Raw genomic sequence first — 25,248 nt, forward strand, 5'->3', positions numbered from 1 at the left:
GGATGCGGATGGATCACGACGACTTCGCCATGGGCCACTGGCTCGTGGTGCTCGCTTACCTGACCTCGGCGGTGGGCTGCGCCCTCGGGCTCGCCTGCACGCTGCAGGCCCGCTCCACCGACCACGCGCGGAAGCGGCTGGGCTGGCTCGCGCTCGCGGCCCTGTCGATCGGCGGCGTCGGCATCTGGGTCATGCACTTCATCGCGATGCTCGGGTTTTCGACGCCGGGGCTGCCGGTGCGCTACGACGTCCTGCGCACGGCGCTGTCCGCGGCGCTTTCGGTGGTGGCGGTGTTCTGCGGCCTGCTGGTGTTCGGCGTGCGCAACCGGTTCGCCTGGAAGCGGCTGCTGCTGGGCGGGCTGCTGACCGGGCTGGCCGTGAACGTCATGCACTACACGGGGATGTGGGCGGTGCAGGTCAAGGGCACGATCGGCTACGACCCGGGGCTGGTGGTGCTGTCGGTGGTGATCGCGGTGGTCGCGGCGACGGCGGCGCTGTGGTTCACCGTCGGGCTGGACAAGCTCCTGCCCCGCCTGGCGGCGGGCCTGGTGATGGCGGCGGCGGTCACGGGCATGCACTACACGGGCATGGCGGCGGTCCGCCTGCACCTGGACCCGGCGGCCCCGGACCCGTCGGGCACGGAGGTGTTCTCGTTCCTGTTCCCGGTGTTCGTGCTGGCGGCACTCGCACTGGCGGTGCCGATCTGCGCGGTGCTGATGGTGTCCTCGGGCGCGGAGGCCCCGCGGCGCACGACGGTGTCGTCCTGATCAGTCCGAAGTGGACACCGGGAACCGGCCGGCGCCGAAGTGCACCAGGATCGCCTTCGCCGTCGCGCAGACCTCGTCGCCCGCCTTGAGCACCCCGGTCGCGTGGAGCTTCCGGCCGTCCCGGCGTTCGAGCCGGGCCTCGGCGGTCAGCGGCACGGCGTACGGCGTGCCGCGGAGGTAGTCGACGGTCAGGGACGCCGTCATGCCCGGGAAGCCGGCCGCGGCGGTCGCGCGGCCCAGGACGTGGTCCAGCACGGCCGCCACCCAGCCGCCGTGCACCCGGCCCGGCGGACCCTCGTGCGCCGGGCCGAGGAGCACTTCGGCGCGGACCACGGCCGGCCCGACGTGCACCCAGGACAACGGCGGTGCCAGCGGGTTCCCGGGCCCTTCCAGGGGGTTGTTGATGCTCAGGTGACCACCGCCCTCGAGCGCGGCCAGCAGCAGCGGCGGCGAGCCGCCCTCGGCGCGCAGGGCCTTGGTGACGTCCTCGATCCGCCGCGCCGCGGCGATCAGGTCGGCGTCGCCGGTCACGCACACCGAGGCGTCGATCAGCTCCCGGATCCGCTGCCCGAGCAGGGCGCGTCCGGGCGGCACGCCGTCGACGACCGGGAACGCCTGGGTTTCGGACATCGCGCTCCCCGGGGCCGCGGAACTAGAACGTGTTCCACTCTAGCAGTGACCGGGCGCCTCCCACCGCCCGTGCGCCGGTGCCGTGGGGGCATCACACGTGATTGGCGGGGCATCACGCGTGATTGGCGGGGCATCACGCGTGATGGGGCGGGCATCGACGTGATGCCCCGCCAATCACGGCTGATGCCCCGCGGCGCACGTGTGATGCCCCGCGGCGCACGCCGCGTCCGTCACCAGGTCGGGCGTGCCGTGACTCCGCCGTCGACCACCAGGTCGTGCCCGGTGATCCAGGAAGCCAGCGGCGAGGCCAGGAACACGCACGCGTTGCCGACGTCGGCGGGCGTCCCCAGCCGGCGCAGCGGGGCCGCGCGCTGCCAGCGTTCGACGCCCTCGGGCCACTGGCCGGCGATGCCGGGACGCTCGATCAGCCCGGGCGACACGGTGTTCACGCGGATGCCGCGCGGCCCGTACTCCTGCGCGGCGCCCCGCGCGTGCATCACCAGCGCCGCCTTGGCCGCGCCGTAGTGCGCGTGCCCGGGCGCGGGGTGCCGGGCCTCGATCGACGCGATGTGCGTGACGCTGCCGCCGTCGCCCATCAGCCCGGCCGCCGCCTGGGTGCAGGAGAACGCGCTGGTCAGCGTGGCGTCCAGCATCGCCCGCCAGCGGTCGACGGGCAGGTCCGCGAGGGCCTCGGCCGGCTGGGCGCCGGCGTTGTTGACCAGCGCGTCGAGCCGGCCGCCCCAGTCCGCGACGGCGGCCAGCAGCGCGTGGCAGGCGGTGTCGTCGGTCAGTTCGGCGGCGAACGCGCGGGCCCGGCCGCCCGTGGCTTCGAGCGCCGCGACGAGGTCGTCGGCGGCGCCGGGGCGGCGGTGGTGGACGGCGACCGCGCTGCCCGCTTCAGCGAACCGCAGCGCGATCCCGCGGCCGATCGTGCCGGCGGCGCCGGTGACGCAGACGACCGTGCCGGACAGGTCGGGCAGGGCCGTTCGGGGACTCGTCACGCGCCGATCGTAGATCGCGTGGCCGCCCACGTCGTAGGTTGTGGGCATGGCCGACACCCAGCGTTCGAAGTTCGCCGAGCTCCTGCGGGCGCAGATCCGGCACGAGTTCACCGCCGCGCAGCAGTACATCGCCCTCGCCGCCTGGTTCGACGCGCGCGACCTGCCGAGGCTGGCGAAACGCTTCTACCGGCAGTCGGTCGAAGAGCGCAACCACGCGCTGGCGATGGTCCGGTACCTGCTCGACCGGAGCCAGCCGGTGGCCATCCCGGGCAGCGGCGACGTCCGGAACGACTTCTCGAGCGTGCACGAAGCGATCGCGCTGGCCCTGGAGCAGGAGCGGTCCGTCACGGCCGACATCGAGGCGATGGCCAAGGCCGCGCGCGCCGAAGAGGACTACCTCGGCGAGCAGTTCGTGGCCTGGTTCCTCCGCGAGCAGGTGGAGGAGGTCGCCCAGATGACGACCCTGCTGACGGTCGTCGAGCGGGCCGCGGACAACCTCTTCGAGGTCGAGAGCCACCTGTACCGCGAGGCCGCCACGGCCGTCGAGGACGCGCCGGACATGCCCCCGGTCGCGGGCGGCAAGCTCTGACGGCTGCCGCGCCCGGAACCCGAGCGCGAGGACGGGCTCACGGCCACGAACCGGAGCCCGTCCGGCGGCGGCGGATCTCCTTGCCCGTGCCGCGGGGGAAGCCGTGCTTGGTCAGGCGGACTTCGGCCAGCTCGTCCGCGCTGGTCAGCGTGAAGAACAGGCTGAGGCCGAGGCTCAGCACCAACGCCGCGATGACCGCGCTCGTCGGGAGTGGCGTGAAGAGCGTCGCCAGCACGAACGCCGCGATCAGCCACGGCAAAGCCTCCACGACGATCCGGAAGGCGAACCGGAGCACCCACGTCTTCGCGGTCGCGTCGTGCAGCACCCATTCCCGGTAGGCGTCCGGCAGCCGGCGGCCGTAGACGTAACCGAGCCACTGCATCGGGTTGGGCCGAAGCATGCTTGGCGGGTACCCACGCCGGAGCGGGGTCATGCGGGCGGAAGCGGCAACCCCCAGCACTGCCGCTTCCGCCACGCTCAGGGGCGGAACGAGACTTCCGGGTACGCCGGCTCGTCGAGCACCGGCCGTGGCTCGCCCCGCAGGTGCCGGTCGAAGAACGCGGTCACGTACGTCCGCGTGATCTCCTGCGTCCGCACGGCGGACGTCGTGGCGCCGAAGCCGACGCCCAGCTCGTCGCCGGCCAGGCCCACGTCCGTGAACGACGCGTGCCGCGCGCCCGCCACCTCGGCCCAGCGCTTCCAGCCCGTCAGCTGTGCCCAGTCCCGTTCCCACGACTCGTCCGGCGCGCCCGCGAGCTGGTGGCCCAGGAACATGAACGGCCGCGCCAGCCCGGGCGGGGTCAGGCCGACGTGGGGCGTGCCGTCGATGTCCGTCCCGGCCTTGATCCGCGCGTCGGCGACCATGCTCGGCAGTGTGCTCGCGCCGCCGACCGAATGCCCCGCCATGCCGATCCGCGACGCGTCGACCAGCGGCGACCGCGTCAGCGCGTCCAGCACGAACGACACGTCGGCGGCCCGGCCCCGCTCCAGCTTCCGCCAGAACGCCAGGTCGTGCGGCACCTCGCGGGACGCGCACCCCGCGAACCGCCCGTCGGGGAAGCTCTGGCCGGCGTTCTCGTAGGTGTGCCCGACGGCCGCGACGGCGTACCCGTGGCTCGCCAGGTCCTCGGCCAGCGCGGTGAGCGTCGCGCGCGGCTTGGTGTAGCCGGGCGACAGCACCACGAGCGGCAGGTGCGACCCCGCCGGCCGCGCGTCGGCCACGGAGTTCGTCACCATCCGCGCGAGCAGGTCCGGCGGCACGTCCAGGCCGCTGTCCTGCAGCAGCGCGGCCGATTCGGCCGCGGTCAGGTACTGCGTCTTCGGCCCGCGCGAAGACTCCGCCGGGTAGAACAGCGACACCATCAGCTCGCGGCAGGGCACCGACGGCACCCACGGGTCGGGTCGCGAGGGGTTCTTCAGGTGCACCGGCGTGCTGCCCACCGGGTGGTCCCCGGTCGGCGCGGGCAGGGAGGGCGCCGACGTCGTCATCCGATGAACGTCACTTCCGGGTAGGCGGGCGAGGGTGCGGCGAGCAGCGGTTGCGGGCGGCAGCGCAGGTTCTGGTCGAAGAAAGCGCCTACGTGGTTCCGCGTGACGGCCAGCGCGCGGCAGGCGCCGATGTCGACGCCCAGCTGAGCCGCGAGTACGCCGAGGTCGGTGAACGAGCTGTGCACCGTGCCCGGAACCATGAGCCGGCGCTTCCACCCGGTCAGGTGCGTCCAGTCGGTTTCCCAGTCGCCGTAAGGGCCGGGCTGCCCGGGCGTGTAGTCGGCGCCCGCGCGGATCCGGCGGTCGGCCGGCATGGCCTGCGTGGTGATCGCGCCGCCCGCGGAGTGCCCGGTCATGCCGATGCGCCGCGGGTCGATCAGCGTGCCCCACCTGCTGTGCTCCAGCGAGTCGAGCACGAACGACGTGTCCTTCGAGCGGACCTGCGCGAGCTTCTCCCCGAACCCGGGCTGGTCGTCGACGACGACGGCGTTCGTCCGGACCGTGCTCGGGACGTCCGGTGGCAGCCCGGGGATGTTCTCCCGGCCGAGGTTGCGTTCGGACTCGAGCGGGGTCATGTACTGCTTGGCCGGCCCGTGCGCCGAGGCCGCCGGGTAGAAGACGGAGACCATCAGCTCCCGGTAGGGCACCGTCGGCACCCAGGGATCGGGCCGCGAAGTGTCCTTGAGGGACAGTGCGGTGACGCCGACGGGCTCGTGGCCGGTCGGGCGGGGCAGGGATGGCGTCGTGCTCGCCGAAGCGGGCGACGCGGTCAGCGTGAGGGGCAAGGCGGTGGCTACCGCGAGAGTGCGCATGATTCCCCCAGTGGAATCGGGTCAGGACAGGTGGCGGACGCGCCGGAAGCAGAACCAGGTGAGCAGGGCCGTCATGGCGAGGTAGAGCGCGAGTTCGAGCCACTGCAGCGGCCAGAACCGCGAGCCGGGCTGGTAGGTCAGGCGCTGCTGGTAGCCGTGGGCGCTCAGCTGCGCGATGCACCGTTCGGCGGGGCCGCGCTCCGGCATGGGACCGCCCGGCGGCGGCACGCAGTTCCGCACGAAGTCCGGCAGCGGGTCGGCCACGTTCCCGGCGGGGTCGACGGTTTCGTTCGCCAGCACCCACGCGCCGGCCGGGGTGCGCACGCCGATCTCCTGCACGCCGGACGGGTTGCCGGTGATGTTCGTGATGTTGTCGCCGATCGCCACCGTCAGCCGCTGCGGCGGCAGCAGGTACGGCCGCACGAAGTTCGGCACGACGAGCAGCACGGCGACGAGCGCGACGAGCGTGACGGCCATCGCGGCCACCGTCCGCTTCAGCAGCATCCCGACCGCGACGCCGAGGACGAGCGCGAAGGCCGCGTAGCCGATCGGGACGATGCCGCGCGCACCGAACACCACCGGCGCGATGCGCGAGAGCATCCCGCGGTCGGTCTGCCGCGCCGCGAGCGCGTCGATCGGGCTCGCCCACCACGACACCGCGATGCTCAGCAGCGCGCCCGCGACCATCGCGACGAGCAGGCCGAACCCGAGCTTGGTGGTGAGCCACCGCTTGCGCGTGACGGTCTGGTTCCAGACGAGGCTGTGCGTGCCGGACTCCAGCTCGCGGGTGATCATCGGGACGCCCCAGAACACGCCGATCACCGCGGGCAGCAGGTACAGCACCAGGATCGTCCCGCTGAAGAGGACGTCCTGGTCGGAGAAGCTGGTGCGCCCGACCAGTTCCGGCCCGGTGATCGCGAGGACGACGCCGATCACGATCAGCGCCGCGAACACGGACAACGCGGGAATGCGGAACTGGCGCCAGGTGAGCCAGGTCATCTCAGGACCTCCAGGGCGGGACGGGCGGCGGCTGGGTTGCTCATGTACTCGAGGACCAGGTCTTCCAGGCCGATCTGCCCGACGGTCCAGGCGGGGTCGAGGATCGGCGCCTCGGTGCGGACGAGCACGGTGGTCTGGCGGTCGGTGTGCTTCGCCGACACGACGTGCTGGTCCGCCGGCAGCGAGTCGAGGTCACGGCGCGCGCCGGTCAGCCGGTGGTGCGTGGCCAGCAGGTCTTCGACGTCGCCGAGCACGCGGACCTGCGAGTCGACCAGCACGACGAGGTGGTCGCAGACGCGCTCGAGGTCGTTGACCAGGTGCGACGACATCACGACGGACAGCCCGTGCTCGGCGACGGCCGCCATCAGGTCCTGGAGGAACTCCCGGCGGGCCAACGGGTCCAGCGCGGCGACCGGCTCGTCGAGCAGCAGCAGCTCGGCCCGCTTGGCGATGCCGAGGGTGAGCGCGAGCTGCGCGCGCTGCCCGCCGGAGAGCTTCCCGGCGTGCTGCTTCGGGTCGAGCCCGAGCCGTTCGATCCGTTTCTCGGCGAGCGTGCTGTCCCAGCGCGGGTTGAGGTGCGCGCCGAGCCGCAAGTGCTCCTCGATGGACAGTCCGGAGTAGACGGGCGTGCTCTGCGCGACGTACCCGACCTTCGCGAGCTGCTCCGGGCCACTGCCGGGAATCCCGCCGCAGACCTCGATGCTGCCGGTCGTCGGCTCCAGCATGCCGGAGGCGAGGTCGAGCAGGGTCGACTTGCCGGCGCCGTTGGGGCCGACGAGCCCGGTGACGTGGCCGGCTTCGATCTCCAGGGTGCAGCCGGTCAACGCCCACTTGCGCCGGTACTTCTTGCCCAGTCCCCGGGCACGCAGGACGGTCACGCTATGTCCTCTCTGGCGGCGTCGCGAAACGTGGACATCAGCAGGGCCTCGATGCTCTCCTCGTCGAGACCGGCCTTGCGGGCTTTCGCCAACCAGCGGCGCAGGTCCTGGCGCAGCGGCCCGAGCACGGCGAACGACGCCGCGCCGTTGAGCGTCGCGGTCACGAACGTGCCGACGCCGGGGCGGGCCGAGACGAGCCCGTCGTGCTCCAGCTCGCGATAGGCCTTCAGCACGGTGTTCGGGTTGATCGCGAGGTCCGCGACCACGTCCTTGACCTTCGGGAGCTGGTCTCCCACTTCGAGCAGGCCCAGCCGGAGGGCGTGCCGCACCTGCTGCACCAGCTGCTGGTACGGCGACAGCCCGGACCGGGCGTCGAGCGTGAACTCGATCATCGGCAACTCCATTTAACTAGTTGCCTAGTACTATAGCTAAGTGGCCCAAGTGGGCACCAGTGGGAACCTGCCCGGGACTTTTCGCGAACAGCCGGTGGAACCTCGGCGGCCGTCCGGCGTCTGCCGGGGTGATCGTTTTCCTTCGTCGAAAGGACTGTTCGTGCGTCGTCTTACTGGGGGAGTTCGTGCGCTGGTCGTCGCACTCGGGGCGTCGATGGCCGTCGTGGCCGGGCCGGCCGTCGCGTCGGCTTCGGCCGACAGCGTCCCGGCACCCGAACTGAGCTGGTCCGACTGCCAGGACGGCTTCCGGTGCGCCACCGCGGCCGTGCCGCTGGACTACGACCGGCCCGCCGGCGCGAAGATCGCCCTCGCGCTCATCAAGCTGCCGGCCACCGATCCCGCGCACAGGATCGGCACCCTGTTCGTCAACTTCGGCGGGCCCGGCGCGTCCGGCCTGCAGCGGCTGCGTGAGCGCGGCAAGTGGCCGTGGCTGTTCTCCGACCAGTTGCGCGCCCGGTTCGACGTCGTCTCGTGGGACCCGCGCGGGATCGGGAACAGCACCGCCGTCCGGTGCTTCGACTCGCTCGCGGAGCAGGAGTCGTTCTTCGGCTCGTTCCCGGAGATGCCCGGCGACCCGAGCGGCAACGCGGCTTTCTACGCCAAGTCGAAGGAGCTCGCCGACCGCTGCTCGGCCGAGGCCGGTCCGATCCTCGAGCACGTCTCGACGGCCGACACCGCGCGGGACCTCGAACTCCTGCGCCGCGCGGTCGGTGACGCGAAGCTGACCTACCACGGCATTTCCTACGGGACACAGCTCGGCGCGACCTACGCCAACCTGTTCCCGGACCGCATCCGCGCGATGGTCTTCGACGGCACGATGGACTTCGCCGGCAACGCCACCGGCCACGACGGCACCGGCAAGACCGTCCCGCTCGACACCCGCCAGGACGTCGCCACCGGCATCTCGCAGACGTTCGGCCAGTTCCTGCGCCTGTGCGCGGAAGCCGGCCCGAAGTGCGCCTTCTCCTCGGGCGACCCGAAGGCGAAGTGGGCCGCGATCACCGCCCGCGCCAAGCAGGCGCCGATCACCGTCGACGGCGAGACCTGGACGTACTCGGGCATCATCAACGCGGCGGGCGACCTGTCCGACTCGCGCGGCTGGCCGGACATCGCGTCGCTGCTGCAGCGCCTGTACGACGCGCCCCGCACCGCGGCGGCGTCCAAGGCGGGCGAGCCGTACACCTCGAACCGCACCGAGGCGTTCAACGCGATCCAGTGCAGTGACAGCGATGTCCCGGCCGACCCGGCCATCTACAGCCGCTACGCCGAGTCGGAAGACCGGCGCGTGCCGTACTTCGGCCGGATCGCGGTGCTGGACATGATGAGCTGCGCGTTCTGGCAGGCCAAGGACATCGACCGCTACACCGGCCCGTGGAACCGCCCGACGTCGGCGGAGATCCTGGTGCTGAACAACCGCTACGACCCGTCGACGCCGCTGCCCGGCGCCCGCGACGGCGCCGCGGAACTGGCGCGGGCGCGCCTGTTCGTGACCGAAGGCTACGGACACTCGTCGATGTACGTGCCGAGCACGTGCACCGAGCAGGTCAAGCGGGACTACCTGATCTCGGGGACGTTCCCGGCCGCCGGCAAGACCTGCGCGATCGACGCGAGCCCGTTCGCGTGAAGCCGGGGGCGGCACTTTCCCGGGAAAGTGCCGCCCCCGGTGCTCACTCGGTCAGCTCGGCGAGGTGTTTCGCCGCCACCATCGCGCCGTCGGAACGGATTTCCCGGGCGACGGCCTTCGCTCGTTTGGCTGTTTCAGGGGCCAACGCCGTGGTGAGCGCGGCGGACAGCGAGTCGAACGTCGGCGTCGGGTCCAGGTGTGCCGCGCCGATGCCGAGTTCGGCGACCCGCGCCGCCCACAGCGGCTGGTCCGCGATCCGCGGGACGACCACCTGGGGCGAGCCGGAGCGGGACGCCGTCGTGGTCGTGCCCGCGCCGCCGTGGTGCACGACCGCGGCCACCCTGCCGAACAGCGCCTGCTGGTTGACCTCGCCGACGACGAAGCAGTCGTCGGCGTCGTCGATCGCGGCCAGCCCGGCCCAGCCGCGGGCGAGCACGATCCGGCGGCCCTGCGCGCGGACCGCCTCGATCGCCACCCGCGCGATGCCCTCCGGCGCATACGCGGCCATGCTGCCGAAACCGACGTAGACCGGCGGCTCGCCCGCGTCGAGGAACGCCTTCAGGTCGTCCGGCAGCGGCCGGTCGTCGGGCAGGATCCACGCGCCGGTCTGCAGCACGTCGAGGTCCGTCATGCCTTCCGACGGGCACAGCAGCGGGTCCGCCGCCAGCCACGGCCGGTCCGTGAAGACGTAGTCGCGGACGTTGTCCAGCGGCGGCAGGCCGATCGCCGCCCGGTGCTCGTCGACCGCCGGGCCGTACAGGTCGTTCACCCGCTCGGCGTCCTGCTTCCACAGCGTCCGGTTGTCGGCGTCCGGCGAGGACGGCGTGCCCGGCCGCCGCCCCGGCGGGAAGTGCCGCGACGGCAGCCCGAGCAGGTGGAAGCACCCCAGCACGTAGGGCAGGCCCAGCTTCTCGGCGACGTCCGGCGCGCCCGCCGGCATCAGCCCGGTCGCCAGCAGCGCGTCACACCCCTCGGCCGCCGCCATCAGCGTCTCGAACCGCGCGGCGACCAGCGCCGGCGCGAGCTTGAACGCCTCGGCCGCGCCCGGCGGCTTCGGCCCGGCGACGACCGAGCGGACCGTCGGGCCCAGCGGCACGTGCGTCACCCCGGCCCGCGCCAGCAGCGTCACGAAGTCGTCGTCGGGAGGCACGCACACCAGCGCCTCCCCGCCGAGCTCCCGCACCGCGACGGCGAGCCCCACGAGCGGTTCGACATCCCCGCGCGATCCCCAGCTCGTCAACAACACCCGCATGCACTTCCCCCGTTTTCCCTGGTGGTGGCCTTAGGTCGGCCATTGTGGGGGACCACCCCGGCCTTGCCGCAAGCCCGGGGGTGCGCTATACCTTGAAGGGGGCGGGAGTTCTTCTTGTCGCAGTCAGCAACACTTGTAGTGACGAACGGTTGGGCCGAGCCGCGCCGGGTTCGCGGTAGGATCCGGCCGTGCCCTACCGCACCCGGCCGCTGGACGCCTCGACGTGGGACGTGTTCGCGGAGTTCGTCGAGCGCAACAACGGCGTCTTCGGCGGCTGCTGGTGCCTGGGCTTCCACCCGGAAGGCACCCGGCGCGGGCCGGTGCGCCGGGAGCTGAAGGAAGAACGCGTCCGCACCGGCGGCGCGCACGCCGCCCTCGTGCTCGACGAAGACGGCGTCGCGCAGGGGTGGTGCCAGTACGGCGGCCCGGACGAGCTGCCCCGCATCAAGCACCGGCGCGAGTACGAGAAGGACGCGCCCCCGCGGCCGGACTGGCGGATCACGTGCTTCTTCGTCGACCGCAAGCACCGGCGTTCGGGCGTCGCTCGCGCGGCGCTGGCGGGAGCGGTGGCGCAGATCGCGGCGGCGGGCGGCGGGCTCGTCGAGGCGATCTCGGAGGTGACGGCCGGCCGCGAGGCGGCGGGCCGGTTCCTGTTCAGCGCCACCGTCGAGCTGTTCGAGGAGTCCGGGTTCACCCGCGTGCGGCAGGTCGGCACGCACGCGTGGATCGTGAGCCGGGTGGTCTGAAGTTCAGCCCCAGATGGCTTCGGGGGCCGCGTCGGCGGGTGGTTCCCCGCCTGCTTCGGCGAACGCGGTGAGCGCGTCGACGAGCCCCTGTCGGCTGTCCTCCGGCATCTTCGCGACGATCTTGGCGATCTCCTTGCGCCGCCGGGTCGTCACCTGCCGGACGATCCGGGCCCCCTCCCGGGTGATCTCCAGCACGATCTCGCGGCGGGAAACGGGGCTGTGCTGGCGGTCGACGAGCCCGCCGCCGACCAGCCTGTCGACCATCCGGCTGGCCGTCGACGGCGTGACGCCGAGGTAGTCGGCGAGCGTGGCGTGCTTGAGCGGCCCGCGCGTGTGGAGCACGACGAGGAGCCGGAACTGCGGCAGGGTCAGGCTGCCCTCGGCCGCGGCGATCGACCGGACGGACACCGCCACCAGCAGCCGGGACGCGGTGAGGACGGCGTCGGTCAGCGAGTCGACACTCGCGGCGTCAATGCCCGGGTTCGTGCGGGTCATCCTTCCAGTGTGCCGGAAACGGGCCTGCCCCGGCGGGGTGACCCCCGGCTTGACAGCGGGCCCTCCCGTCTCGCACTATGCGAACAAGTGTTCGATGACTTTCTCCTGGGTTCGCCCGGTGCGAGTACGTGGTGCTGGAGGTGAGCGGTGGTGGCGGACGCGTCGGAGGCGCCGGCCGGGCTCGCGGCGATCCCGGGTGTCCGCACCGCCGCGCAGCTGCGCCGGGACCAAGACGTGCTGACGGTGCTGCCACCCCTGGCCGGCCTCCTGCCCGGCGGCGGCCTGCGCCGCGGCACGACGGTGGCGGTGGCCGGCGCGACCTCGCTGGTCCTGGCGCTGGTGGCGGCGGCAACCCGCGACGGCTCGTGGGCGGCGGTGACGGCCCTCCCGGAGCTGGGCCTGGCCGCGGCGGCGGAGCTGGGCGTCGACCTGGACCGGATCGCGCTGGTGCCCCACCCGGGCGCGGAGCTGACGGCCGTGCTGTCGGCGCTGGTGGACGGGTTCGACCTGGTGGTGCTGGGCCCGGTGAGCGTGCAGCCCGCACTCGCGCGGCGGCTGGCGGCCCGCGTCCGCAACCGCGGCGCGGTGCTGCTGACGCTGGGGCCGTGGCCGGGAGCGGACGTGGAACTGCGGGTCTCCGGCCGCCGCTGGCACGGCCTCAGCGCGGACGGCTACGGGCACTTGCGGGCCCGTGACGTGGTGGCGACGAGCCGTGGCCGCGGTTCGGCGGCCCGGCCGCTGTCGGTCCGGTTGCAACTGCCCGGGCCGGGCGGCGAGCTGACGAGCGGATCGTCGGAGCGCCGGCTCGTCGAGGTGGCCGGGTGAGCCGGTTTTCGCTGCGGCCGAAGCGATTGGCCGCGTGGCGCGGGTTCACGCCCGGCCGCGCGCCGCGGGATCGTGCGGTGAGTGGCTTGGTGCCTGCGGCGCTTCGGCCGGGCGGCGGGCGATGAGGGTCTGGTGCTCGCCGCGGTCGTGGGGTTTGCCTGCGGTGCGGCGAAGTTGCGGTGTTTGGCCGGGCGCCTCGGGCGGTGGGCGATGAGGGGCGTGGTGGCCGCCGCGGTTGTGGGTTTCGCCTGTGGTGTGGCGAAGTTGCGGTGTTCGGCCGGGCGGCGGGCGATGAGGGGTCTGGTGCCCGCCGCGGTCGTGGAGTTCGTCTGTGGTGCGGCGTTCGGCCGGGGGCGTGCGATGAGCGGCGGGCCGGGGTGGTCGTGGTTTCGGCGTTCGATCGTGGTGGCGCCGCAAGCGAACTGTCCGTGACCGCGCCGCCCGAACTCGCGGGATGAGCGGTTCACCACGGCTGCTGGTGCTGTGGTGCCCGGACTGGCCGGTCGTCGCCGCGGGAGCCGCCGTCGGCACGCCGCCCCTCGCTCCCGCCGCGGTCTTCTCCGCCAGCCGGGTCGTTGCCTGCTCCGCCGCCGCGCGCCGCGACGGTGTCAAACGCGGCATGCGGCGGCGGGACGCGCAGTCACGGTGTCCGGATCTCGTGGTGCACCAGCACGATCCCGATCGCGACGCCCGGCTCTTCGAACCCGTCGCCGCCGCCGTCGAAGGCCAGGCCGTCGGGGTCGAGGTCGTGCGGCCCGGGATCGTCGCCGTGCCCGTCGCCGGGGCCGCCGGGTACTTCGGCGGCGAAGAGGCCCTCGCCGAGTTGCTCATCAACGAGGTCTCGGCGCGGGCCGGCGTCGAATGCCAGGTCGGGATCGCCGACGGCCTGTTCGCCGCGACCCTCGCCGCGCGGCGCTCCGCCCTCGTTCCGCTTGGCGGCACGAACGCCTTCCTCGCGCCGCTCTCGATCGCCGAACTGGACCAGCCGGGCGACGACCGCGGTGAGCTCGTCGGGCTCCTGCAGCGGCTCGGCCTGCGCACCCTCGGCGCGTTCGCCGCCCTCGCCGAACGCGACGTCGCCGGCCGCTTCCCCCGGGACGCCGTCCTCGCCCACCGGCTCGCCCGCGGCCTCTCCGAGCGGCCGCCCCTGCGCCGCGCCCTGCCGCCGGACCTGGCCGTCACCGAGGAGTTCGACGACCCGCTGAGGAGGGTCGACGAAGCCGCCTTCGTCGCGAAGACCCTCGGCGAACGCTTCTTCGCCGGTCTCGCCGGCCACGGGCTCGCCTGCACCCGCCTGGCCATCGTCGCCGTCACCGAAGCCGGCGAAGAACGCGTGCGCGTCTGGCGCTGCGCCGAGCCCCTCACCGCCCGCTCGACCGCCGACCGCGTCCGCTGGCAGTGCGAAGGCTGGCTCACCGAGCGCGACCGGCCCACCGCCGGGATCGTCCGGCTGCGCCTCGACCCCGAAGAAGTCGTCGGCGGGCAGGCGCTGCAGTTGCAGCTCGGCTCGATGGGCCGCGACGCCGACGCCGCCGAGCGCGCGGCCCGCGCCCTGGTGCGCATCCAGGGCCTGCTGGGCCCGGACGCCGTCGTGACGCCGCTGCTGGACGGCGGCCGCGGGCCGGCCGAGCGCGTCCGGCTGGTCCCGTGGGGCGAGCCGCGGCGGTCCGCGGTCGAGGACCGGCCCTGGCCGGGACGGCTGCCTCCGCCGTCGCCGGCCCGCGTGCCGCCCCGGCCACCCGCGGCGGCGGTGCTCGACGCCGTCGGCGACCCCGTCCGCTGCACGCCCCGCGGCGAGCTGAGCTACCCGCCGGCGACGGTCGCGGTCGACGGCGGCCCGGTGCGCCGGGTGCTCGGCTCGGCCGGGCCGTGGGTGGTCCACCCGCCGCTGCCCGCGCGGGGCGAGCCGCCGGCCGCCCGCGTGCAGGTCGTGCTGGAAGGCGAGCGCGACGACCTCGCGCTGCTGCTCCGGGTCACCGCCGGGCCGGATCCACAGTGGACGGTCGAGGGCGTGTACGACTGACCGGCCGCCGAGCACTAGGGTGGACGCATGGGGACAGTCAGGCAGGTACAGGTCACGTTCGACTGCGCGGAACCCGAGCGCGTCGCCCGGTTCTGGTGCGAGGTGCTGGGGTACGTCGTCCCGCCACCGCCGGCGGGGTTCGGGAGCTGGGCGGAGTTCAGCGCCTCGCTGCCGCCGGAACGCCAGGGCGCGGGGTTCGTCTGCGGCGATCCCGAGGGCGTCGGGCCGCGGCTGTACTTCCAGCGCGTCCCCGAAGGCAAGGTCGTCAAGAACCGGGTGCACCTCGACGTGCGGGTCGGCACCGGGCTCGTCGGTGACGAGCGCCTCGCCGCCCTCCAGGCCGAGTGTGACCGCCTGACCGCGCTCGGCGCGCGCCGCGTGGACGTGCTGCTCGCCGACGAGTACAACGAGTCCTGCATCGTGATGCAGGACATCGAGGGCAACGAGTTCTGCCTCGACTGACCTTCGTCCAAGACCCGGGCCCGCGGCGCCCCTGACGTGTGACGGTGCCGACTCCGCTTCGTCCACAGTTGACACCGCGGGCTCCCCGGCACAGGATCGACCTACCGCAGTCGTCCGTGTGTTCGAACCGTAGTCGCCGGCTTCCCCCTGGCGGGTTTTCGTTGTGGGGAGCTGGTTTTGGCGTTCAACAACCCGAGCGTGCCGTGGTCGGAGGTGGAGCGGGTCGCCTCCGGGCGCGCGCCGCTGCCCGGCGACGGCTCCGACTCGCCCGCGTGGTCGCGCAAACGCGAAGGGTACGCCGGTGCGCCCGGCGACCTGCGGGACCGCCGGAGCCGGGACGACGGCGGTGACCGGATCCGGGCGCCCTACGCCGAACTGCACGTCCACTCCAACTTCAGCTTCCTCGACGGGGCCTCGCACCCCGAGACGCTCGTCGAGGAGGCCGCGCGGCTCGAGCTCGACGCGCTGGTGCTGACCGACCACGACGGCATGTACGGCGCCGTCCGGTTCAACGACGCCGCCCGCGAGCTCGGCGTCCGGGTCGGCTTCGGGGCCGAGCTGTCGCTCGACCTGCCCGCGCCGCAGACCGGCGAACCGGACCCGAAGGGCTCGCACCTGCTGGTGATCGCCCGGCGGCAGGAGGGCTACCACCGGCTGTGCCGCGTCATCTCCCGCGCCCAGATCGCCGGCGGGGAGAAGGGCCGTCCGGTCTACGACCTCGAGGAGCTGGTCGGCGAGCTGGCCGGGCACGTCGTCGTGCTGACCGGGTGCCGCAAGGGGCCGGTCCGCCGCGCGCTCGCCGAGCACGGGCCCGCCGCCGCGCGGGCCGAGCTGGCGCGGCTCGTCGGCTGGTTCGGGCGCTCGCACGTCGCCGTGGAGCTGATCGACCACCGGCTGCCCCTCGACGACGCGGTCAACGACCAGCTCGACGAGCTGGCCCGCGAGCTGCGGCTGCCGACCGTCGTCTCGAACAACGCGCACTACGCCCGCCCGGACGACGCCGTCGTGGCCGAGATGGTCGCCGCCGTCCGCGCCCGGCGCTCGGCCGAAGACCTCGAGGGCTGGCGGCCGCCGTCGGGCCAGGCGTTCCTGCGCTCCGGGATGGAGCAGCGGCGGCGGTTCGAGCGCCGCTACCCGGGCGCGGTCGGGCGCGCTGCCGTGCTGGGCGTCGAGGTCGCGTTCGACCTGACCCTGGTCGCGCCGGACCTGCCGCCGTTCCCGGTCCCGCCCGGGCACGACGAGATGTCGTTCCTGCGCGAGCTGACCCGGGCGGGCGCGGCGAAGCGGTACGGGCCGCGTGAGGAGAACCCGAAGGCCTACGCCCAGCTCGACCACGAGCTCGCCATCATCGAGGCCCTGGGCTTCCCCGGCTACTTCCTGGTGGTGTGGGACATCGTCCGGTTCTGCAAGGAGGCGAAGATCCTGTGCCAGGGCCGGGGTTCGGCCGCGAACTCGGCGGTCTGCTACGCGCTGGAGATCTGCCACGCCGACCCGGTGAAGTGGAACCTGCTGTTCGAGCGGTTCCTGGCCCCCGAGCGCGACGGCCCGCCGGACATCGACATCGACATCGAGTCCGACCGGCGCGAGGAAGCGATCCAGTACGTCTACGAGAAGCACGGCCGCTTCCACGCCGCGCAGGTCGCGAACGTCATCACCTACCGGGCGCCGTCCGCGATCCGCGACGCCGCGAAGGCGCTCGGGCACAGCCCCGGCCGGCAGGACGCCTTCGGCAAGCTCGTCGACCGCTGGGGCGGCGTCGCGGCGACGAAACAGCAGGCGGCCGGCGAGATCCCCGCCGACGTCCTCGAGCTGGCCGCCCAGATCGAGGACTTCCCGCGCCACCTCGGCATCCACTCCGGCGGAATGGTCATCTCGAAGCAGCCGGTGTCCGAAGTGGTCCCGGTCGAATGGGCCACCATGGCCGACCGCAGCGTGCTGCAGTGGGACAAGGACGACTGCGCGACCGCCGGGCTGGTCAAGTTCGACCTGCTCGGCCTCGGCATGCTGTCCGCCCTGCACTACACGATCGACCTGGTCGCCGCCCACCACGGGTCCACTGTGGACATCGGGCAGCTCGACCTCGCCGATCCGGCGGTCTACGACATGCTCTGCGAGGCGGACGCGGTCGGGGTGTTCCAGGTGGAGTCCCGCGCCCAGCTGGCGACGTTGCCGCGGCTGCGGCCGCGGAAGTTCTACGACCTCGTCGTTGAGGTCGCGCTGATCCGGCCCGGCCCGATCCAGGGCGGCTCGGTGCACCCGTACATCCGGCGCCGCCGCGGCGACGAGCAGTGGGAACACGCCCACCCGCTGCTGGCGTCCAGTTTGGACCGGACGCTCGGGGTGCCGCTGTTCCAGGAGCAGGTGATGCAGATGGCCGTGGACGTCGCGTCGTTCACCCCGGCCGAGGCCGACCGGCTGCGCCGGGCGATGGGTGCCAAGCGGTCGAGCGCGAAGATGCGGGCGCTGATGGCGCGGTTCTTCGACGGCTGCGCGCGCAACGGCCTCGACCGCGAGCTGGCGACGCGGATCTTCGAGCAGATCCACGCCTTTTCCGGCTACGGCTTCCCCGAGGCGCACTCGATGTCGTTCGCGTTGCTGGTGTACGCGAGCGCGTGGTTCAAGCGCTACTACCCGGCCGCGTTCTGCGCCGGGTTGCTGCGCGCGCAGCCGATGGGCTTCTACAGCCCGCAGTCGCTGGTCGCCGACGCGCGCCGCCACGGCGTCCGCGTCCGGGAGCCGGACATCAACGCCAGCCTCGCGCACGCGACGCTCGAACCCGACGCCGGGAGCACCGGCGGCGTCGCGCTCCGGCTGGGCCTCGCCGGCGTCCGGCACCTCGGGGACGCCGTCGCGGACGAGATCGTCGCCGAACGCGTCGCGAACGGCCCGTACGCCGGCGTCGGCGACCTCACCCGCCGCGTCCAGCTGAAGAAGAACGCCGTCGAAGCGCTGGCGACGGCCGGCGCGTTCGGCGGCGACCGGCGGCAGGACCTCTGGGCGGCCGGCGCCGCGGCGGCCACCCGGCCCGGGCACCTCCCCGGCCTGGCCCCGGGCCTCGACGCGCCCGCGTTGCCGGGCATGACGCGCCTCGAGGTCACGGCCGCGGACCTGTGGGCCACGAGCGTCTCGCCGGACAGCCACCCGGTGGAGTACCTGCGCGAGTTCCTGGCCGCGCGCGGCGCGATCACGACGGCCGAGCTGACGCGGGTGCCGGACGGGACGCGGGTGTGGGTCGGCGGCGCGGTCACGCACCGGCAGCGGCCCGCGACCGCCGGCGGGATCACGTTCCTCAACGTCGAGGACGAGACGGGCATGGCGAACGTCCTGGTCTCGCCGGGGTTGTGGGCCCGGCAGCGGCTGGTCGCCCGCACGAGCGCGGCGCTGCTGGTCCGCGGCCGGGTCCAGGCGGCCGAGGGAGTCGTCACGCTCGTCGCGGACCGGCTCGAGCGCCTCGACCTCCGGATGGCGGCGGGCCCGTCCCGGGACTTCCGTTGACTTCCGGGCCCGGTCCTGGTTCTCTGCTCTGAGAGCGCTCCCGGCCATCCGTTCGTGCCCACGAGAGGATGGACCTTCGATGACAGCTCGACGTCTGCGCTGGGCGGCGTGGCCGGTGGCCGCGGTGCTCGTGGCGGCCGTACCGGCGGCCGCGGCGGCGCCGCCCGAGACGACCGTCACGGTCAACGTCAAAGCGGGGCTGGCCACCGTGCCGGACACCGCGCTCGGCGTCAACCACGCGGTGTGGGACAGCCAGCTCGGCACCGATGCCGTGGCCGACCTCCTCGGCGGCGCCGGGGTCCGCACGATGCGCTACCCCGGCGGCTCCTACGGCGACATCTACCACTGGAAGGACAACACCGCGCCCGGCGGCTACGTCGCGCCCGGCACGGACTTCGACACGTTCATGGGCGGCGTCCGGCGGGCCGGCGCGCAGCCGATCGTCATCGCCAACTACGGCACCGGGACGCCGCAGGAGGCCGCCGACTGGGTGCGCTACGCCAACGTCACCAAGGGCTACGGCGTCCGCTACTGGGAAATCGGGAACGAGCTCTACGGCAACGGCCACTACGGCGCGAACTGGGAGGCCGACGACCACGAGGACAAGAGCCCGGCCGGGTACGCCGCCGGCGTCGTGGCCTACGCCGACGCGATGAAGGCCGTCGACCCGTCGGTGCGGATCGGTGTGGTGCTCACGACCCCGGCGAACTGGCCCGACGGCATCGTCGGCCCCGGCGACACCGCTACGTGGAACCAGACGGTGCTGTCGATCGCGGGGCCGCACGTCGACTTCGCCGTGCTGCACTGGTACCCGGGCGGGGCGACGGCCGCGGAGGCGCTCACGAAGACCGGGCAGGTGGACGACCTGCTCTACCTGGTGCGCGAGCAGATCACGCGCTACGCGGGCAAGCCGCTGGGCATCGCCCTGACCGAGACGAACACGCCGGTGGGCATGAACACCCAGCCCGGCGCGCTGTTCGCGGCCGAGGCGTACACGGCCATGCTGGAAAACGGCGTCTTCACGGTCAACTGGTGGGACACGCACAACGGCGCGACCGCACTGTCCACTGTGGCTGGTTACCCCGACTACGCCGACTTCGGCCTGCTGTCGAGCGCGACCTGCCTGGCGGGCGGCTGCGAACCCGCGCTCAACACACCGTTCGCGCCCTACTACGCCGTGAAGATGCTGAGCACGTTCGCGCGTCCCGGCGACCAGTTCGTCCGGGCGGGCTCGGACGACCCGCTGGTCGACGCGCACGCGGTGCGCCGGCCGAACGGGGACCTGGCGGTGTTGCTGGTGAACGAGGATCCGTCCGCGGCGCGCGTGGTGAACCTCGGCTCTTCGTCCGTCGCCGAGGTCTCCACCTTCACGAACGGCGCGACGTCGATCACCCGCGCGTCTTCGTGGGACCGGACGCTGCCGCCGTACTCGCTGACGACGGTGGTGCTGCACTCCGCGGCCCCGGCGCTGAGCGCACCGGGCCGCCCGGCGGCGACGACGACCGACCGCACGGCGACGATCAGCTGGCCCGCGTCGGCGCCGGGCGTGAAGTACGAGGTGTACCGCCAGGCGGGCGTGGTCAGCGAGCAGTGGGGCGAGACGACGGGCACGTCGCTCACCGTCGGCAACCTGGTCCCGGGCAGCCGGTACACGGTGAACGTCCTGGCCCGGGACGGCGCGGGCAACGTCTCGTGGGCGTCACCCCCGCTGACGCTGACGACCGGCGCGCCGTCGGCGAGCGGCTGCACGGTCCGGCTGACCGACGTCAACGACTGGGCGAGCGGTTTCGTCGGCGGGATCCACGTGGCTTCGGCGGCCCCGGTGGGTGATTGGACGTTGACGTTCACCTGGCCGACGGCGCGCCAGCGGATCACGAGCGGGTGGAACGGAACGTGGACCCAGGAGGGGTCGGCGGTGAAGGTGACGTCATCGGCTGCCCTGGCCGCGGACATCGGGTTCGTAGCGGACTACGGCGGCCCGAACATCCTGCCGACGGCATTCCGGCTGAACGGCGAGGTGTGCGCCCTCGGCTGAGCGGTCAGCCCGAATTGGCCAGGTGGGCCAGCGCCGACCGCAGCACGCGCTGCGCGTCGGCGTCCAGGCCCGCCAGCCGCCGGTCTTCGACCACCCTGATTCCGGCGCGCACCGAAGCGTGCCTTCGCGCGCCGGACGGGGTCAGCCGGACGATGCGGGCGCGGCGGTCCGCCGGGTCCGGCTCGCGGACGACCAGCCCGGCCGCCTCCAGGCCGTCCAGCAGGGCGATCAAGCGGGTCTTGTCGTAGTGGATCTGCTGGGCCAGGGCCAGCTGGCTCGCCGCCGCCCCGGAGGAGAGGGCGGACAGCACCACGTACTGCCACATCGAGAGCCCGTGCTCCTCGAGCACGGGCCGCTCGGCTTCGGCCAGCACCCGGCCCGCGCCGGCGCAGAGGGCCCCGAGATCGTCGTCCTCGTTCACCGCCGGAATCTTACGCGTGGACAGATGATAAGCAGGTGCGTATCGTTTGCGTCATGACATCATTCGCGCCGGGGCGCGCCGAGACGCGCTCGATCTCCGTCGCCACCTCGCCCGAGCAGGTCTTCGACTACCTCGCCGACCCCCGCCACGTGCCGGAGTGGGCGCCGGGCTTCGCGTCCGCCATCGAGCACGACCACGACGAAATCTGGCGTGTCCACACCGAAGCCGGCCCACGGCAGGTCGTCGTGAAGGCGGCCAAGGCGCACGGCGTGGTCGACGTCGTCAGCGCGGACGCGCCGAACCTGGGCCTGTTCACGCGCGTGGTGCCGAACCTGACGGGCGCCGAGCTCATCTTCAGCCTGTTCTTCCCCGCGGACACCGACCCCGCGGCGGTCGACGCGCAGATGGCGGTGGTCGACCAGGAACTGCGCGCGGTCCGCGAGCGCGTCGAACGGTGAACCGCGAAATCCGAACGCTCGACGACCTGCTGCGCATGCTCGACGACCTGGTCGGCACCCCCATCTCCTGGGACGGCTTCTACGAAGACCGCGACCGCCCGATCCCGTTCTTCGCCGACCGGCCCGACGAGAACCTCGACGCCTGGCTCCGCGAAGGCCCGCTCGACGGCGGCCGCGCGCTGGAACTGGGGTGCGGCCCAGGACGCAACGCGCGGCGGCTCGCCGAGGCGGGCTACGAAGTCGACGCGGTCGACGGCTCGGCGTCCGCCATCGCGTGGGCGCGGGAACGCGCACCCGGCCTTCGGTTCCACCAAACCGACATCTTCGCCATGGACCTGCCGCACGAGGCGTACGACCTGGTCTACGACTCGGGGTGCCTGCACCACCTCGCCCCGCACCGGCGGATCAGCTACCTGGCGCTGCTCGACCGGTACCTGAAACCCGGCGGTCACTTCGGCCTGGTGTGCTTCGCCGCGGGCACCGGTGACGCGAACTCCGGCACCGAACTCCCGGACGCGCAGCTCTACCGCGACGGCAGCCTCCACGGCGGCCTCGCCTACACCCCGGCGGAACTGCGCCGCCTCTTCGCCGGCTACACCGAGGTCGAACTCCGCCCGATGGCCGAAAAGGGCGGCCTCTTCGGCGTCCCGTTCCTACTCGCCGCCCTGTTCCGGAAGGAGTGAAAAGCCCGGTGGCAGCCGCAGTTCGGTGACTTCGCCGGCCGCGTTGATCGCGACGTCCAGGGTGCCGCCCGCCAGTGGCAGGCCGTGGACTCGCACCGCACCCACCGGGCTCGGCCGTGGCGGGGACAGCGTCACCGTCCCGGCCGGGACGTCGGCGTCCAAGCCGAGGAACGCCATCAGCAGCGTCACCGCGGCCGCCGCCGACCAGGCCTGCGGACGGCACGACGCCGGGTAGGGGAGCGGCGCCGACGTCTCGTCGGGACCGTGCCCGGAGAACAGCTCCGGCAGCCGGTAGCCGAACGCCGGGGCGGCCGTGAGCAGTTGCGCGGCCAGCGAAGCGGCCAGCGGACCTTGGCCGGAGCGCTGCAGACCCCGGACGACGACCGCCGTGTCGTGGGGCCAGATCGAGCCGCAGTGGTAGCTCAGCGGCGAATAGCCCCCGGCCGACGCGCTCATCGTGCGCAGGCCGAATCCCGACGCCAGTGAGGAGTCCAGCAGCAGGGCCCCGATCGACGTGCTTTCCGCGGCGGAGACCAGGCCGGTGCCGAGCAGGTGGCCGATGTTGCTCGTCAGCGCGTCGACCGGGCGCTTGTCGCCGTCCAGGGCCAAAGCGGGGTAGTGGCCGTCCGAAGTGGACACCCAGAACCGGTCGCGGAAGCGGGTCCGCAGCGCCGACGCCCACTCGGCGAGGCCGTCGCAAGGTTCGCCGAGGGCAGTCAGCAACGTGACCGAGCGCTCGACGGCTTCGTGTTGGTACGCCTGGACTTCCGCCAGGGCGATCGGCGGCTTCGCCTGCTCGCCGTCGAAGAAGCGGACCGCGTCGCCCGAGTCCTTCCAGCCCTGGTTGGCCAGGCCGCGGCCGCTCTCGTCGCGGTATTCGGCGAACCCGTCGCCGTCCGAGTCGGCGGCGCCCGTGATCCAGGACAACGCGAACCGCAGCGTCGGCAGCAGGTCGCGGACCTCGTCCTCGGGCAGGCCCCAGCGCCACGCGTCGTGCAGCAGGCACACCCACAACGCCGTCGCGTCGACCGTCCCGTAGTACTCGGCGGGCAGCGACGCGTCGTGCAGCTCGATCGGATCCCGGCGCCGCTCGTGCAGGATCTTGCCCGGCGCTTCGCCGGTCGCCGGGTCGTGCCGCGTGCCCTGCGCCCGGGCGAGCGTCCGGAGCGTGCCGCCCGCGAGGCCCACCGAGAGCGGCAACGCGAGCCGCGCCGCCCAGAGGCTGTCGCGGCCGAACAACGTCAGGAACCACGGCGCGCCCGCGCCGGCGAACGCGTCGGCGGGGTGCTCGCGCTCGGCGAGCAGGAGGCCGTCGAGGTCGTCGAGCGCCCGGTCGAGCAACGCCGTGAGGCGGCGGTCGTCGGCGTGCACCGAAGGACGCGGCAGTCGCGTGCCGCCCGGGACGAACAGCGCCCGCTCGTCGGACACCCGCACTGACCAGCGCAGGGTGGCCGGGCCCTCGACGGTCCACCGCAGCCGGACGCGGGGGCCGTCGGCGACGGCTTCGGCGCCCTCGGCCGTCACCTCGGAGACCGCCGAGTCCGTGGTCCACCGTCTGCCGTCCGGGACGACGGGCGCGCGACGGCCCCCCGACTTGATCTCGTCGATCGGTGCGAAGTCGGCCGCCAGCACCACTTCCACGACGTGGCGGCGGCTCACCCCGCCGGTCGAGACGAGCGAGAGCTCCTCGGTCATCCCGTCCGCCGTGACGCGCCGGTCGCGCCGCAGCCACACGGTCGGGTCGGGCCCCGGCCGGCCGAGCCGGCGCAGCAGCCCGGTGAACCGGGCGTGGCCGGCGCCGGGTTCGTCGCCGCCGATGGCCTCCGGTTCGTCCCCGTCGACCGTCACGACGGCTTCGCTGAGCAGCCGCAGGTCACCGTGCAGGAGCCCTTGGGTTCCGCCGGCGCGGATCTGCCCGTCCCGGCCGGACAGGACGACGGTCGGCGCGTGCAGGGCGATCGCGAGGTCGTGGAGCAGGGGCTGAAGGTCGGCCATGCCTACGATTGGATCGATCAAACGAAAGAATGTCAACTGGATCCGAGGTCTTGACAGCTCAACGCCGCAGGGGTCAGAGTTGCCGCCAGTTGAACGTTCAAACCGGAGGCGAACACATGGGACGGCCCACGCTGAACTCGGTGGCCGAGGAGGCCGCTGTGTCGCGCCAGACCGTCTCGAACGTGATCAACTCGCCCGAGGTCGTCAGCCCGGAGACGCGCGAACGCGTCCAAGCCGCCATCGAGAAGCTGGGCTACCGCCCGAACACGGCCGCGCGGCAGATGCGCACCACGCGTTCGCAGATCATCGGGCTCTGCATCCCGCCGTCGGGCAACGGCGTCAGCGGCGTCGTCCTCGACCAGTTCCTGCACTCGCTCACCGCGACCGCCGAACGCTTCGACCACCGGATCATGCTGTTCACCGCGGCCGACGACGAAGCCGAGACCCGCGCCTACGCCGACCTGATCGCGTCGGTCGGCATCGACGGCTTCGTGCTGACCAACACCCACCACGACGACCTGCGCACCCGCTGGCTGCTCGAGCGCGAGCTGCCGTTCGTGTCCTTCGGCCGCCCGTGGGGTGCCGAGGACACCCACCCCTGGGTCGACGTCGACGGCGCCGCCGGCACCCGCCTGGCCACCGACCACCTGGTGCGCCAGGGCCACCGGAAGATCGCCTTCGTCGGCTGGCCGGAGGGCTCGGGCAGTGGTGACGACCGCCGCGCGGGCTGGGCCGCCGGGCTGGCCGCGGCCGGGGTGGGCGAAGGCCCGCAGGTCGCGGTGTACGACGGCGTCGAGGGTGGCCGCTCGGCCGCCGCCCGCCTGCTCGACGCGCACCACCCGACTGCCTTCGTCTGCGCCAGCGACTCCCTCGCCCTCGGCGTGACGGCCGAACTGCGCGACCGCGGCATCCGCCCCGGCGCCGACGCTTCCGTCATCGGCTTCGACGACACCCCGACCGCCGCGGTGCTGGGCCTGAGCAGCGTCGCGCAGCCCATCTCCGACGTCGCCGCCGAGTGCGTGCGGCAGCTGCGGACCATCCTGCGCGGGCAGACCGAGCCCGCGACCACCCTGTTCACCCCGCACCTCGTCCTGCGCACGACCTGAGTCCCCGCACGA

General features: G+C 73.3%; 24 protein-coding genes. 12 read left to right on the forward strand and 12 right to left on the reverse strand.

The features are described 5' to 3' along the window. Window positions 1-8: 8 nt before the first annotated feature. Window positions 9-767, forward strand: coding sequence for an MHYT domain-containing protein (locus tag ACYVLJ_RS37035; RefSeq protein WP_451984579.1), 759 nt, complete (start codon window positions 9-11; stop codon window positions 765-767). On the opposite strand, the gene ACYVLJ_RS37040 is transcribed toward ACYVLJ_RS37035, so the two are convergent. Continuing rightward, the gene (locus ACYVLJ_RS37040) at window positions 768-1,397 is read right to left on the reverse strand and encodes a PaaI family thioesterase (RefSeq protein WP_460442168.1); all 630 of its coding nucleotides are present in this window, start codon (window positions 1,395-1,397) and stop codon (window positions 768-770) included. 230 nt (window positions 1,398-1,627) lie between these two features. Next, entirely contained in the window at window positions 1,628-2,377 is a 750-nt protein-coding gene (locus tag ACYVLJ_RS37045) for an SDR family NAD(P)-dependent oxidoreductase (RefSeq protein ID WP_460442275.1), read from the reverse strand. Between the two features lie 67 nt (window positions 2,378-2,444). Here ACYVLJ_RS37045 and ACYVLJ_RS37050 point away from each other — a divergent pair, with 67 nt between their 5' ends. Next, on the forward strand, window positions 2,445-2,987 hold the full coding sequence (locus ACYVLJ_RS37050; RefSeq protein ID WP_460442169.1) for a ferritin: 543 nt from the start codon (window positions 2,445-2,447) through the stop codon (window positions 2,985-2,987). Between the two features lie 37 nt (window positions 2,988-3,024). On the opposite strand, the gene ACYVLJ_RS37055 is transcribed toward ACYVLJ_RS37050, so the two are convergent. From ACYVLJ_RS37055 to ACYVLJ_RS37080, 6 genes are all read right to left on the reverse strand, one after another. Further along, window positions 3,025-3,387, reverse strand: a complete 363-nt coding sequence (locus ACYVLJ_RS37055) for a DUF5313 family protein (protein WP_451984447.1) — start codon at window positions 3,385-3,387, stop codon at window positions 3,025-3,027. Between the two features lie 77 nt (window positions 3,388-3,464). Further along, window positions 3,465-4,475 (reverse strand): alpha/beta hydrolase family protein, encoded by a 1,011-nt coding sequence (locus ACYVLJ_RS37060; protein WP_460442170.1) that lies wholly within the window; start codon window positions 4,473-4,475, stop codon window positions 3,465-3,467. Continuing rightward, window positions 4,472-5,287, reverse strand: coding sequence for an alpha/beta hydrolase (locus ACYVLJ_RS37065; protein ID WP_460442171.1), 816 nt, complete (start codon window positions 5,285-5,287; stop codon window positions 4,472-4,474). Before ACYVLJ_RS37065 ends, ACYVLJ_RS37060 begins: the two co-directional genes overlap by 4 nt. Before the next feature lie 21 nt (window positions 5,288-5,308). Further along, window positions 5,309-6,286, reverse strand: coding sequence for a transporter (locus ACYVLJ_RS37070; protein WP_460442172.1), 978 nt, complete (start codon window positions 6,284-6,286; stop codon window positions 5,309-5,311). Then, the gene (locus ACYVLJ_RS37075; protein WP_460442173.1) at window positions 6,283-7,164 is read right to left on the reverse strand and encodes an ABC transporter ATP-binding protein; all 882 of its coding nucleotides are present in this window, start codon (window positions 7,162-7,164) and stop codon (window positions 6,283-6,285) included. Before ACYVLJ_RS37075 ends, ACYVLJ_RS37070 begins: the two co-directional genes overlap by 4 nt. Then, the gene (locus ACYVLJ_RS37080; protein WP_460442174.1) at window positions 7,161-7,556 is read right to left on the reverse strand and encodes a GntR family transcriptional regulator; all 396 of its coding nucleotides are present in this window, start codon (window positions 7,554-7,556) and stop codon (window positions 7,161-7,163) included. Before ACYVLJ_RS37080 ends, ACYVLJ_RS37075 begins: the two co-directional genes overlap by 4 nt. Before the next feature lie 214 nt (window positions 7,557-7,770). On the opposite strand from ACYVLJ_RS37080, the gene ACYVLJ_RS37085 reads away from it, so the two are divergent. Then, window positions 7,771-9,240: an alpha/beta hydrolase gene (locus ACYVLJ_RS37085; protein ID WP_460442276.1), complete on the forward strand. Its 1,470-nt coding sequence runs from the start codon at window positions 7,771-7,773 to the stop codon at window positions 9,238-9,240. A 43-nt stretch (window positions 9,241-9,283) separates the two neighbouring features. On the opposite strand, the gene ACYVLJ_RS37090 is transcribed toward ACYVLJ_RS37085, so the two are convergent. Continuing rightward, window positions 9,284-10,492: a glycosyltransferase gene (locus ACYVLJ_RS37090; RefSeq protein ID WP_460442175.1), complete on the reverse strand. Its 1,209-nt coding sequence runs from the start codon at window positions 10,490-10,492 to the stop codon at window positions 9,284-9,286. A 188-nt stretch (window positions 10,493-10,680) separates the two neighbouring features. Here ACYVLJ_RS37090 and ACYVLJ_RS37095 point away from each other — a divergent pair, with 188 nt between their 5' ends. Next, the gene (locus ACYVLJ_RS37095) at window positions 10,681-11,238 is read left to right on the forward strand and encodes a GNAT family N-acetyltransferase (protein WP_460442176.1); all 558 of its coding nucleotides are present in this window, start codon (window positions 10,681-10,683) and stop codon (window positions 11,236-11,238) included. Between the two features lie 3 nt (window positions 11,239-11,241). Here ACYVLJ_RS37095 and ACYVLJ_RS37100 read toward each other — a convergent pair whose 3' ends face one another. Continuing rightward, window positions 11,242-11,733 (reverse strand): MarR family winged helix-turn-helix transcriptional regulator, encoded by a 492-nt coding sequence (locus ACYVLJ_RS37100; RefSeq protein WP_451984465.1) that lies wholly within the window; start codon window positions 11,731-11,733, stop codon window positions 11,242-11,244. A gap of 147 nt (window positions 11,734-11,880) precedes the next feature. Here ACYVLJ_RS37100 and ACYVLJ_RS37105 point away from each other — a divergent pair, with 147 nt between their 5' ends. The 5 genes from ACYVLJ_RS37105 to ACYVLJ_RS37125 all read left to right on the forward strand — a co-directional run bounded on the left by ACYVLJ_RS37105 (window position 11,881) and on the right by ACYVLJ_RS37125 (window position 20,573). Then, window positions 11,881-12,558, forward strand: coding sequence for a hypothetical protein (locus tag ACYVLJ_RS37105; protein ID WP_460442177.1), 678 nt, complete (start codon window positions 11,881-11,883; stop codon window positions 12,556-12,558). Between the two features lie 454 nt (window positions 12,559-13,012). Beyond that, on the forward strand, window positions 13,013-14,581 hold the full coding sequence (locus ACYVLJ_RS37110; protein WP_460442178.1) for a DNA polymerase Y family protein: 1,569 nt from the start codon (window positions 13,013-13,015) through the stop codon (window positions 14,579-14,581). Between the two features lie 27 nt (window positions 14,582-14,608). Beyond that, on the forward strand, window positions 14,609-15,043 hold the full coding sequence (locus ACYVLJ_RS37115; RefSeq protein WP_451984471.1) for a VOC family protein: 435 nt from the start codon (window positions 14,609-14,611) through the stop codon (window positions 15,041-15,043). A 177-nt stretch (window positions 15,044-15,220) separates the two neighbouring features. Next, the gene (locus ACYVLJ_RS37120) at window positions 15,221-18,538 is read left to right on the forward strand and encodes an error-prone DNA polymerase (RefSeq protein WP_460442179.1); all 3,318 of its coding nucleotides are present in this window, start codon (window positions 15,221-15,223) and stop codon (window positions 18,536-18,538) included. A gap of 79 nt (window positions 18,539-18,617) precedes the next feature. Beyond that, on the forward strand, window positions 18,618-20,573 hold the full coding sequence (locus tag ACYVLJ_RS37125) for a cellulose binding domain-containing protein (RefSeq protein WP_460442180.1): 1,956 nt from the start codon (window positions 18,618-18,620) through the stop codon (window positions 20,571-20,573). Window positions 20,574-20,577: 4 nt separating this feature from the next. On the opposite strand, the gene ACYVLJ_RS37130 is transcribed toward ACYVLJ_RS37125, so the two are convergent. Next, complete coding sequence (locus ACYVLJ_RS37130; RefSeq protein WP_451984477.1) at window positions 20,578-20,994, reverse strand: MarR family winged helix-turn-helix transcriptional regulator; 417 nt, start codon at window positions 20,992-20,994, stop codon at window positions 20,578-20,580. A 53-nt stretch (window positions 20,995-21,047) separates the two neighbouring features. Here ACYVLJ_RS37130 and ACYVLJ_RS37135 point away from each other — a divergent pair, with 53 nt between their 5' ends. Both ACYVLJ_RS37135 and ACYVLJ_RS37140 read left to right on the forward strand, forming a co-directional pair. Next, complete coding sequence (locus tag ACYVLJ_RS37135; protein ID WP_451984479.1) at window positions 21,048-21,452, forward strand: SRPBCC family protein; 405 nt, start codon at window positions 21,048-21,050, stop codon at window positions 21,450-21,452. After that, window positions 21,449-22,135 (forward strand): class I SAM-dependent methyltransferase, encoded by a 687-nt coding sequence (locus ACYVLJ_RS37140; protein WP_460442181.1) that lies wholly within the window; start codon window positions 21,449-21,451, stop codon window positions 22,133-22,135. Before ACYVLJ_RS37135 ends, ACYVLJ_RS37140 begins: the two co-directional genes overlap by 4 nt. On the opposite strand, the gene ACYVLJ_RS37145 is transcribed toward ACYVLJ_RS37140, so the two are convergent. Further along, complete coding sequence (locus ACYVLJ_RS37145) at window positions 22,106-24,130, reverse strand: glycogen debranching N-terminal domain-containing protein (protein ID WP_460442182.1); 2,025 nt, start codon at window positions 24,128-24,130, stop codon at window positions 22,106-22,108. The genes ACYVLJ_RS37140 and ACYVLJ_RS37145 overlap by 30 nt on opposite strands. A gap of 116 nt (window positions 24,131-24,246) precedes the next feature. On the opposite strand from ACYVLJ_RS37145, the gene ACYVLJ_RS37150 reads away from it, so the two are divergent. Beyond that, entirely contained in the window at window positions 24,247-25,236 is a 990-nt protein-coding gene (locus ACYVLJ_RS37150) for a LacI family DNA-binding transcriptional regulator (RefSeq protein WP_460442183.1), read from the forward strand. Window positions 25,237-25,248: the final 12 nt, after the last annotated feature.

The organism is Amycolatopsis stemonae, from assembly GCF_054781455.1.